Source organism: Pseudomonas violetae, assembly GCF_023072615.1.
Classification (GTDB): domain Bacteria; phylum Pseudomonadota; class Gammaproteobacteria; order Pseudomonadales; family Pseudomonadaceae; genus Aquipseudomonas; species Aquipseudomonas violetae.
This window is the reverse complement of sequence record NZ_JAKNRW010000034.1, coordinates 42,746-52,612: the sequence shown is the minus strand read 5'-3', so window position 1 is coordinate 52,612 and position 9,867 is coordinate 42,746. Positions and strand designations below refer to the sequence as shown.

Annotated in this window: 11 protein-coding genes and 1 pseudogene; 8 read left to right on the top strand and 4 right to left on the bottom strand. The window is 55.9% G+C overall.

Going from position 1 to position 9,867, the window contains the following annotated elements; all coding sequences use genetic code 11:
- The 6 genes and pseudogenes from L9059_RS25420 to L9059_RS25395 form a co-directional block, all read left to right on the top strand.
- Positions 1-265: pseudogene (locus L9059_RS25420) on the top strand (type VI secretion system tip protein VgrG); the annotation flags it as partial.
- A gap of 164 nt (positions 266-429) precedes the next feature.
- Positions 430-996 (top strand): DUF4123 domain-containing protein, encoded by a 567-nt coding sequence (locus L9059_RS25415; protein ID WP_247293609.1) that lies wholly within the window; start codon positions 430-432, stop codon positions 994-996.
- Positions 993-2,267 carry a toxin VasX gene (locus L9059_RS25410; RefSeq protein WP_247293608.1) on the top strand — a complete coding sequence of 425 codons (1,275 nt, stop codon included), beginning with the start codon at positions 993-995 and terminating at the stop codon, positions 2,265-2,267. Before L9059_RS25415 ends, L9059_RS25410 begins: the two co-directional genes overlap by 4 nt.
- Positions 2,149-3,675 (top strand): hypothetical protein, encoded by a 1,527-nt coding sequence (locus tag L9059_RS25405; RefSeq protein ID WP_247293607.1) that lies wholly within the window; start codon positions 2,149-2,151, stop codon positions 3,673-3,675. The genes L9059_RS25410 and L9059_RS25405 overlap by 119 nt, the downstream gene beginning before the upstream one ends.
- Positions 3,672-4,610 (top strand): hypothetical protein, encoded by a 939-nt coding sequence (locus tag L9059_RS25400; RefSeq protein ID WP_247293606.1) that lies wholly within the window; start codon positions 3,672-3,674, stop codon positions 4,608-4,610. The genes L9059_RS25405 and L9059_RS25400 overlap by 4 nt, the downstream gene beginning before the upstream one ends.
- An 86-nt stretch (positions 4,611-4,696) precedes the next feature.
- Positions 4,697-5,140, top strand: coding sequence for a hypothetical protein (locus L9059_RS25395; RefSeq protein WP_247293605.1), 444 nt, complete (start codon positions 4,697-4,699; stop codon positions 5,138-5,140).
- Positions 5,141-5,268: 128 nt separating this feature from the next.
- On the opposite strand, the gene L9059_RS25390 is transcribed toward L9059_RS25395, so the two are convergent.
- Genes L9059_RS25390 through L9059_RS25380 form a run of 3 tightly spaced genes read right to left on the bottom strand, consistent with a single transcriptional unit; the run spans position 5,269 to position 7,130 of the window.
- A complete protein-coding gene (locus L9059_RS25390; protein ID WP_247293604.1) occupies positions 5,269-5,760 on the bottom strand; it encodes a toll/interleukin-1 receptor domain-containing protein in 492 nt (163 codons plus the stop codon).
- A complete protein-coding gene (locus tag L9059_RS25385; RefSeq protein WP_247293603.1) occupies positions 5,760-6,719 on the bottom strand; it encodes a caspase family protein in 960 nt (319 codons plus the stop codon). The genes L9059_RS25390 and L9059_RS25385 overlap by 1 nt, the downstream gene beginning before the upstream one ends.
- Before the next feature lie 3 nt (positions 6,720-6,722).
- Entirely contained in the window at positions 6,723-7,130 is a 408-nt protein-coding gene (locus tag L9059_RS25380) for a TIR domain-containing protein (protein ID WP_247293602.1), read from the bottom strand.
- A gap of 267 nt (positions 7,131-7,397) precedes the next feature.
- Here L9059_RS25380 and L9059_RS25375 point away from each other — a divergent pair, with 267 nt between their 5' ends.
- Both L9059_RS25375 and L9059_RS25370 read left to right on the top strand, forming a co-directional pair.
- Positions 7,398-7,682, top strand: a complete 285-nt coding sequence (locus tag L9059_RS25375; RefSeq protein ID WP_247293601.1) for a hypothetical protein — start codon at positions 7,398-7,400, stop codon at positions 7,680-7,682.
- Between the two features lie 77 nt (positions 7,683-7,759).
- Complete coding sequence (locus L9059_RS25370) at positions 7,760-8,566, top strand: sterol desaturase family protein (protein ID WP_247293599.1); 807 nt, start codon at positions 7,760-7,762, stop codon at positions 8,564-8,566.
- Positions 8,567-8,733: 167 nt separating this feature from the next.
- Here the strand turns inward: L9059_RS25370 and rsgA are convergent, their stop codons facing one another.
- Positions 8,734-9,765, bottom strand: a complete 1,032-nt coding sequence (gene rsgA, locus L9059_RS25365; RefSeq protein ID WP_045061846.1) for a small ribosomal subunit biogenesis GTPase RsgA — start codon at positions 9,763-9,765, stop codon at positions 8,734-8,736.
- Positions 9,766-9,867: the final 102 nt, after the last annotated feature.

Here is a 9,867-nt window from a genome sequence, read left to right as displayed (position 1 = left end):
CACCACCCAAGGCGTGCGCAACACCGTGGTCGGCGGCAACGAGCTGATGTCCATTGCTGGTAACAGCAGCACGACGGCAGGCGGCACGTTGGTGATTCAGGCCGGTTCGCAGGCCCACGTCACCGCCCCCAACGTGGTGATCGGTGGGGGGATGAGCTTGACGCTCAAGGCGGGTGGTCACCACATCGTGATCAACGCAGGTGGGGTTTTCAGCAGCGTGGCCATCGTGGAGGGCGGCTCACCGCTAGCGGGCCTGCCCGGGTAGGCGGCACTGTCAGTAGTTACCCAAGCAGCCGAGGCAGTGGTTATCGACACCCTTCCCATGGAAGCCCTGCTCAAACAGAACATCGTTTTTCGTGAGGCCGATTCCGGCATTTGTCCGATATGCGATGCCGGCCAGGAACATCAGTTAACAGAGGGGGCTGAAGCATGATCCCTATCACCCCGAACAAAGGCCTGCTTCTGCTTGACGGTGCTCAGTATGAGGACGCTATCGATTGGCTTCACCAGCACTACAGCGCAGACGCCCCTCAATCGCTTTTCAAGGGGACCGCCTACGAGCCGATTGGCGCTGCGGGGCCATTTCTACTCAATGCCTCACTGGGTAGCACAGCCTACGCCGCATGGTGGGGGGGCTCTGACTTGCAACACGGTGTTTGGCTGGCGTCTCCACTGAGTGCCCAACAATGGCTACCGATCCTGCAACGTCGGTTGCGCATATTTGATGAATGCGAGCGAGAGCTGTGGTTGCGCCTGGCGGATGGCTCGGTTCTGCGACGTGCCTGGTTGGCCGAAGCGCAATGGCCAGCAGGCTTTTGGTTTGGTGTGGAAAGCGTCTGGCTACGGCATGGCAACGCGCCAGTGCGCGCTTGGGAAAACGAAGCGCCGGAATTCGACTCAGCACCGGCCAATAAAGGTCTGGCCGCGCAAATCACCCTGCCTGAGCCGCTTCTGCATGCACTGAGCCTTCCAGCCAACCCGGAGAAGAAACCATGAGTATCCAGAATAAAATCCGCGTTGGAACCTGCCCGCTGTTCGCCGCCGTTTTGCCCCTGCGATACGCCCTCGGCCCAACCGCGGCTGTCGATACAGAGGCCCACGACTTGCCGACGTTGAGCGGCTCGTTTACCGAGTTGGGGCCTCGTCATCCTGACTTGACCGAGCATGCGCTCAATTACACCTCGCGTTTGTTGCGCGACGGTTGGCTTTACGTCTGGGAGAGCAGCCCACCCAAGCTGGTGGAGTATCAGGTCGAAAAAGCTCAGCTCACCCAAACCCCGCGTGCGGGCAGGGTAATCGACACTCGGGGTAAACCCCATCTGGTGTTAAGAGCTGGCGCCCCGGCCGGATTGGTCTGGTCGCCCGTTCGCTGGAGTGAGGCGCAATACCAGTCCGCCAGAAAAGACCCCGCCGTGCGTCAGCGCATCATGCGCAGTTTTGTTCCGGGTGTTGCGCCGTTCAGCGGCAAGGTCGACACCGTCGCCAGGCAGATTGGCGAATACACCGAGGCAACGAACTATGGCTGGAGCACGGAACCCGAGACGGAGCACGCACCCGACTGGTTGAAATTGCAGCGTCAGATGAAGGCCTGCGAGCAACAAACCTTCGCGGTCATTGATGACCCATGGGGCGTGCTGCTTGACCTTGCCGCGCTGATGCGTGTGCGTAAAGAAGCGTTCGACAGTTACCAGGAACATCACGCTGAAGAGTGGGCGATGGCCAGCGTCATCAAGTCACTGAGCGAAGGCGACCGCCAACTCAGTGCACAACTTCCGTCCATTACCCGCTATGACGAACTCCAGCGGGCGTGGAAAGATCAAGAGATGCAGAATGAGCGTTATACCGCTGACACGCGGCATCTGGCCCAGCTCTGGGTAGCGTGGTTCAACACCCTGCAAGTGCCTGGCCCGTCGAGCATGGACACCGCTTGCGGCCATTTCGATATCACTCAGTCGATGACGCGTCAGGCGCTGGAATTGCATTTCGCCGAAGCCTGCCTGGGGCCGGCCAGCACCAGTGTCGGGGCCGAGGCCATTACCCTCAGTCTGGAGGGCGATAAGGCCGGTAAGCCATGGTTGCTTTGGGTATTGCTTGGCTTGCCGTCACGGTTGAGTGTTGGCGAAATAAAATACCTTGTGGACTTCAGTGATGTGGCCCGAGATAACCAGGCTGGGCGCCAGCAAACTCGCCAGAGCCTTTGGTTATGCCGATGCGTTGAACAAAACCGCCGACAAACTGAAGCAACACAAGCCGGCCTCAAGCATTGAGGCCCTATTTCTGTCCATTTCCCCGGTGGCCGGGTTGCAATTGCATCAGGGTGAAAAGGGCGCTGGAGCGGCGGGGCGTTTGTACATGGCGGCAGCGCTGGCCCGCAGCGACCAGCGCATCCAGACCTCGGGCGTCACATCGCGTCAGCTGGGTGAGTGGTACAGCGATTTGATGGGGACTCGGCAGTCAGTGCCCGCGCATTTGAGTGTTACACCGCTGGCCAGCGGAGTGGCTGACGGTATCCCGTTTATGCATTTGGTGCCGGCCAGCACACAGCTGCCACCGTTGCCGGTGAATCTGGCGGCGAGTGTTGAATTGAGCAGTGTATTTGATCTGAAAAGTGCGCTGAGCAAGGCGCCGATCAAGTCGATTGTGACGTTGGTGGCGGGGGTGAATTTTGTTTGGGCTATGGATCAATTGGTAGAAAGCAAAACGACTAAAAAATGGATTGGTGGTTTTGGGGCGTTGATTGGTGTTGGGGCAGCAGGTGCGGCCGTAGTTCAGCGAGTAGCTGAGATTGATTGGGTTTCGGCTGTTCGCCGGAGCGGAAGCGCGTCCATTTCTTCAGGTCTGCTTTTAGCCAGAGCGTTAGGCCGAGCAGCCAATGCAGCACTGGCGCAAAGTGCTTTCCTTGCCTTCGACGTCGTACTTTATGGGATAGACGCCTTCGAGGCGTACCAAGCGGGTGACTTCGACACTATGTCTGCCAACTTGGCAGTAGTGGCTGCTTCGCTGGCCAGTATCAAAATCCAGGTCGAGGCTTTTCGCGCATTGCGAATCGCTCGGGCTGCAGTATTAGCTGGAGATGCAGCGACGATTGCCCAGGGGCTAAATGCAGTGCCGCACCTTGGAGTAAAGCTGCTGGGGCTGACGGTCGTGATTGTCGGCGGGGTCATTGCCCGCCTCTACACGGCCGACTCCCGGCTGGAAAAGTGGGTGAAAAAAAGCCACTTTGGTATCCGTCCGGACGAGACTTGGTCCAACAGCTATGCCATGTCCATGGATAACCTATACCCCATCTTGTTCCCCATCAGTTTTGATGCCCGCCGGCTGGCGGAAATGCACCCTTACCAAGGCCAAGTCACCTCCACCTATCTGATGCTGAATCTTCCCGGAGAAAATATGCCGTTGACAGATGCCATGATTCACTTCAAAGGGCAGGAGGTCTGGGGCGATACACTCGGCTACCATCCTGAGCAGACAGAAAAAGTCGAGTGGACGGGCAAAGACTTTGCGCCACATAGCGGCACTCGTATTCCTCTACGAGGCGGCATCACCCCTTACCGTCGTGTTTACCATGAGAATGGTGTGCGGGACCTGCAGCGTATCGAAGGCGAATTAATCTATTCCCCACAAGAAGGACTGACGCTGCCGGCGGTCAACATCATGGAGCGAGCTTGGATATGAATACGCCAGAGCAATCGCACTTCAGTGTTGCATCCGCGGCAATTCTTGAAGCGAACAAATCCACCGGTGAACAGCCGATGGAGTTGTTCATTACCGATGAACACACCGAACATTACTTGGCGTTGCAAGCAGGTGGGGACTCGGATCGGGGGCAATTTACAGGTCTCGGCGGGTGGATTGGATTGGGTGGGCTAGGCATGGCTTTTTTGTTAATGATTAATGAGAAGTGGGAAAGCGTTTCTACGGGTCTGATCATGTCGGCAGCTTTTTTTCTTGTTCCTTTTCTATGGGAAACCCTTCGTCCTTTACCTCTGCCTATTCTGTTTAACCGCCGCACTCGCGAAGTGTACTTCGATCATGATGGCGATCTTTACCATGCCCCGTGGGATGGTATTTCAGCTGTAGCCAGTGAGTTCCAGCTAGTTGGCACCCAAATCGGTGGCATGCAAAACGCTTCACTGGAAATTCGTATGTGGAAATTTGAAGAGCCGGAAACGGCGCTGATGGTCAGCCTCGGTCCGCCCTTTGGCAAATCACTGGCGATGCAAAAAGGCTTTTGGGAGTACATCCGTTCTTATATGAACAATGGTCCTTATTTCGACGAGCACGGTAGTCACAGTGAGTCGGATTCATTCGTAAAGAGCCAACTGGCGGTACGCCCCAAAATGAGCGACAGCTTCAAGCACACTCTGGCGCAGTTAAAACAGGCGAAAAAGGAAGCGGGTGGCAAGAATTACCTAGGCGCTAGCGATGTCGCAAAACTGATATTCGAACCCATGCTGTACCCGCAGGATCGGATCCAGGAGCTCACCTACAGCCTCGCCAAACGCCGCTCCCGCAACCTGTGGCCAAAAGTCGTGACTGAACGCCTGAAAGCCAGCGGTCCCACGACAAGGCTTGTTGATCTCGAATGCATGCGCAAAGCCAGTGTTTGAGTACCGATGGCTGGTGCGTGTACTAGGGCCGCACAATATTTTCTAAACTAAAATCGCTTTAACCTAATGGGGCGCAAGGAGTAGTAATGAAAGCTGTATGGAATGCAAAAGTTGGATTTGGGCTTATGTCTTGGGCTGTTGCAAGTTACGCCGTGACTACGGCGATGTTTATGCTTATATTTTTTCCAATTCTTCCGTTAGTAAGCTATCTAGCCGGTTGGCCATTTGGTTTGTCAATTTTAATCAGCGTAATGTTTTTCGTTATCTGCAATTTCGCAAAACGCGACCACAAAGTTAGCATTTCAATCGTCCCGGAAGGACTTGGTTTTTGTGATGAGGCTGCTGGCTATGAACGTCAAGACCTCATTCGATACGAAGATATCCAGTCAATTCGAGTTCGGCGAAATCCGTTTTTCAGGTCGCTTGTGATAAACCTGAAAGAAAGAAACCAACGGTTCTCTTTGAGTAACGTGCTTTTGCCTGACAATTTTCTTGCCGGTATACACGCTCACATTGATGTTAAGAGCTGAGGATGGAACCTGCTCCTACTTCAGCGTTGACCTGTGACGCCCTGGAGGCGCTGGGCTGAGAGCTGGAAAAAGCATTTCCCTGAAGACCAAAAAGCCGCGATTATCGCGGCCTTTTTGTAACGCAGGGCTCAGGTCCCGCGGCGGATCCTGCTTTTGAGATCAGCGTGGAAGCGGTCGGCGTTAATTTTTCTGTAGTTGCTGATGGAGGCGTTGCCCGTAATCGACTCCAGCGAAGCGGAGCGTTTGAGCATCACTTCGGTTTTGTAAGCCTCGATGAAAAAGTCGACGTCTTTGGCGCTGGTCAGTTTCGGCCACTTGTCCAGGTACAGCGGCAACTCCGTGGGCCCAGTCTTGAAAGAGCAGATACGCCGATTGCTGATCGTCGCTTCGCCGATTTCGAACGGCACCCACCAGGATTGTGCCGTTCTCTCGGAAACAATCGCCATGAGGTGCGTGGATTCGCTGATATTGCGCGTAATGACCTCGGTGATGTCCTCGGTGGTCTGGGATTCGGGGTCGAGCACATCCAGATAGGTTTTGATGCCTGCCTGGATCAAGCGGGTGTTGATGGTCATCGCATGGACGCGATCCACGTGGCGGTAGCTGATAAATACGGGCATCAGAAGTGTCCCTTGAGGGCGAGTTCGCGGTAATAGGCACCGAGCGCTGTCAGGCGGCAGCCGCTGGAGTGGAGGGCGGCGTAGTACATGTGTTCGGCGTCAACCGGCTCGACCAGGCTGTGGCGATTGCACTTCTGCAGTTGGGCGAAGACTTCGCCATGGGCCGGATTAAAATTGGATTCGGTAGGTTCGTAGCTCGGGTCCAGGGCAAAGACGGACTCGGCCTCGGCGAACCAGTCGGGCAGCTTGCGCAGGATTTCCTTGGGGATCAGCGGCGAGACTTCGCGCAGTGAAATGAACTGCGAAACATTGGTCTTGAACACCGGGCGCTGCTCCCAGGCGTCGAGCGCATTGTCGACGAAAGAATACAGGCTGCCGGGGGTGATTTTCCCCAGGATGTTGGCCGCGCCGCCGTGCAAGGCCTGGAGCAGCAAGCCAGTGAACACGCCATGATTGGCGCCCTCCATGGCCGGCTCTTCTTTCTTGCAGGCAGTGAGAATGGTCATGCCCTCGCCAACCATGCTGGTTTCGCTGCGCAAGGCGCGCACTTCCCCGGCGGAGCCTGCCTGACAGCAGTCGAGGATCAGCACCTTGTTCTTGATCTTGGTGGCTTTGGATGCCCAGTTGAGGATATCGCTGATGCGGATCCCGTCCTTGCCGGTCTTGTAGTCCTGGGGCAGTAGCATGCCTTCATCGGCATCCTGGTCGTAGGCACCGTGGCCAGCGAAGTACAGCAGGGCTACATTGCAATCGCCTGAAAACAATTCGCGAATCTGATTTTCGATCTTCTCGCGGCTCAGACAGTCCTCGGCAGAGGTCAGGACGACGTTCTTGAAGTTCGGATCGCCATTGGCATTGGTCTTGAGCACCGATGCCATGGCCATTGCATCGTTGTTGCAGCCGTTCAACGAGGACACATAGTGGTAATTGTTGATGCCGATAAACAGGCCTTTGCGCATGATTCAGTCCGCCGTGTGAGTGCGGATGGCACTGATGATACTGAGCGTGTTCCACGCGCACTCCGCATGCGCCGCCTGGCGGACCACTGTGGAAATGCGCTCGGCGCCGAACGGCTTGATCGCAATGATGACCTTGCCCATGCGCTTGGCGATGGCGATCTCCTTGTTGATCCACTTGCTATAAGTGGAATACATGCCAGCCATGATCAGCACGGCCGAGCAGGGCCGGATTTTGTTTTCGATGGCCGCTTCCAGCTGCTGGTCGTTCAGGGCGCCGATGATCGGGTTGTGCGGTGGCACCGAGAAATTCTTGAAGGTGAAAGTCGGGTGCGCGGAGAGCATTTCCACCAGGCGATCGTGTTTGTCGGCGTAGTTCCACGAGTGGCTGATGAACAGGTGGTAGGTTTGCATGAAGTATCCCTCAGAGTGCAGAGGGCTTGAATGTAGGCAACAGCTGCGCGGTAACAAGGTCTGTGCGGATAAAGAGAAATGTCCTACAAGAGGCGTGCAGAAGACCTACAGAAATGCCTGACTTTTGAAGGAAGAATTTCTCCTTCGTGTAAGAAATATCCTTTTAATCCTGCCAGTCTTGTTACGCGCAACTAAATGCATACAGTTGAGCCCTCTAAGCGCCGACGGCCGCGCTCAACCAGTTTCTCAATCCATCAAAGGTACACAATGGAAAAAATCAAAGATTACATCCGGCGACATGGTCATGCGCCGTTCAAGCTGGGAGAGGGGCGGGTGAGTGGTTACATATGTGCGGCGCTCGGACTTCTTAGTCTCATGGCAGTATTTTGCTTTCTGTTTCCTGAGTGGTTGACCACAGCCCATCTGCGCAATGTCTATAACGAAAAATTTGCCCGCACAACGCTGCTGTTGGGTTTAGTGCTGTCATTCGCTCTCGGTACCCTTAATATTCTGCTCAACAAGCGCAAGCGACTTGGGGTTTCGGAGTATTAGCGTCAGGTCTCGCTGTATCATTAGGCGGCACTAACGTACACATCAATCCGATTGGTGAAACACCTTACTCCCTGGGTTTGGACTGGTTCATCCTGGCTTTGTTGATTTCCGCCCTGATTTTTATTCCTCTGGAGAAGCTGTATTCAAAAGATCCGCAGCAAAATATCCTTCGTCCTCATTGGCGGACGGACCTGTCTTACTTTTTTGTCAGCCATATGCTCGTGCAGTTCATCCTTATTTTTATCACCGCTTCCTCAAGCTTTTTGATCGGCTGGGCGGCATCGACGGATCTTCAAAGCAGCATACAAACACTGCCTGTTGCCATACAGTTCCTATTGGCAGTATTCGTGGCAGATCTCGGTCAATATTGGCTACACCGCTTTTACCATGTGGTGCCTTGGCTTTGGCGCTTTCACGCGGTCCACCATTCAAGCACCCACATGGATTGGCTCGCCGGATCACGAATTCACTTTGTCGAGATTCTGCTCACCCGCACTGCAGTGCTGGTGCCTCTGATACTCTTGGGCTTTTCACCTCATGCGTTGAATGCTTATGTGATCCTGGTAGGCATTCAAGCCGTATTGGCTCACGCAAATATACGCATCAACGGTGGCTGGCTAAATTATTTAGTCGTTCTCCCTCGTTATCACCATTGGCATCACGCTCGACACAAAGATTACATGTATAAGAATTACGCCATTCATCTGCCGATTGTAGACATGCTATTTGGCACCTTCAAACTCCCGCCCAAGGAGTGGCCAACTCGTTACGGCATATTCGGCAAAGAACTCCCGTCGGGAATCCTGAGTCAGCACTTATATCCATTTAAAAAGAACGATGTGAACCATCAGGCGACGACTAAGAGCGGCCCGCTGGATAAATAGTGTGGCGCTCGAGAACCACAAAGACGGCATATCCTCCTGTCGCGTCGCGGAGCAGAACCGTCGAGCCGATCATTTTCGTGACGTCACGAAAATGATCGGGAACGGCGAAACTTAACCAAAAAAAACCGCGGGATAAGCGCGGTTTTTTTGTTTCCGGGTAAAGCGGCTTAGTAGGTGCTTTCCGGCAGGCTGGCGATGATCGAGCGGTAGCTGTTCATCCGTTGCTGCTGCACGCGGCCATCTTCCAGGGCCTTGAGCAGGGCACAACCCGGTTCGCGGTCGTGTTTGCAGTCGCGGAAGCGGCAGGTGCCGATCAGGTCGTTGAACTCGATGAAGCCCGCTTCGACATCGGCACGGCTGACGTGGCCCAGGCCGAACTCACGGATGCCCGGGGAGTCGATCAGCTCACCGCCACCGGGGAAGTGGAACAGGCGCGCGGTGGTGGTGGTGTGGGTGCCCTGGCCGGAGAGCTCGGACAGCGGGCCGACACGGGTGTCGACTTCCGGTAGCAAGCTGTTGACCAGCGAGGACTTGCCAACGCCAGACTGGCCGACGAACACGCTGATGCGCCCGTCCAGTTGTTGCTGGAGCTGCTCCATGCCATTGCCGTGGTGCGCCGAGACTTCCAGCACCGGATAACCCAGGGTGCGGTAGACCGCCAGCAGGGCATTCAGCGCCGGGGCGTTCTGCTCGTCGATAAGGTCGAATTTGTTGAGCAGCAGCAGCGGACGGATGCCCGCATGCTCGGCGGCGACCAGGTAACGATCGATCAGGTTGGCGTGGGGCTCGGGCAGCGGGGCGAAGACAATCACGATCATGTCGACGTTGGCCGCCACCGGCTTGAGCTGGCCACGGCTGTCGGGGCGACAGAGCTCAGTGTTGCGCGGCAGCTGCGCGACGATCACGCCGATGCCCTGGTTGCCGGCACGCCAGACCACCCGGTCGCCGGTTACCAGCGCAGGCAGGTTGGCTCGCAAGTGGCAGCGGAAGACCTGGCCGGCCAAATCGCCATCGAGCGCCTCGACTTCGACCTGCACACCGAAGTGCGCGATCACCAGGCCGGTCTGTTCCGGGCCCAGGTCGCCACCTTCGAGCGCCTCGACAGCCGACGACTCGCGTTTGGCGGCGCGGGCAGCGCGCTCGCCCTGAATCTTTTCGATGCGCCAGTTTTGACGACGATTGAGTTGGCGTTTGGCCATGGGTGTTCCGTATCAAGAATGCAGCGATTAGGTAAAACGGCCGCGAGTTTAGCACGCCCGGTCACGTCTCTAAGCTAAACTGCGCTGCATTGCCTAGGAGCC